Origin of the sequence: Butyricicoccus sp. AM32-19 (assembly GCF_003480365.1) — a bacterium.
Classification (GTDB): Bacteria; Bacillota; Clostridia; order Oscillospirales; family Butyricicoccaceae; genus Agathobaculum; species Agathobaculum butyriciproducens.
The window spans coordinates 328-737 of the sequence record NZ_QUIX01000043.1; the positions used below are offsets into that span (position 1 = coordinate 328).

Here is a 410-nt window from a genome sequence, read left to right on the forward strand (position 1 = left end):
GAGAACGAGTATGACGGCATAGGCCGTGTGGTAAAGCAGACCTTTATCAATGCGGACATTCCCACTGTTTCTACCGTTTCCTATGACGATGACGCGCGTGTTACGACCTGTGTAGACGCAAACGGTCTGGAAACACGCTACTACTACGATAATCACCGTAACATCCAGAAAATCGGAACAGTTATCGACGGCACGGAGTACACCACCAACAACACCTATGACGGCGATTATCGCGCCAACTCTGCAAGCGACCGTCTGAATGGTGCAACCGCATACGAGTACGACAGCAGCGGCAATGTGACGAAGGTTCGCTATGCGGATAATACCACTATGACGCTGACTTATACGGCGGGCGGCGATATTGCGTCCATCACGGACGCGCTCGGCAATACGGAAACCTATACCTACTC

The 410-nt window shown here is 52.0% G+C and carries 1 protein-coding gene; it reads left to right on the forward strand.

From position 1 onward, the window contains the following. Positions 1 to 410 (forward strand): hypothetical protein (locus DW806_RS14965; protein ID WP_442861159.1); only part of this gene is annotated, 410 nt, incomplete at both ends.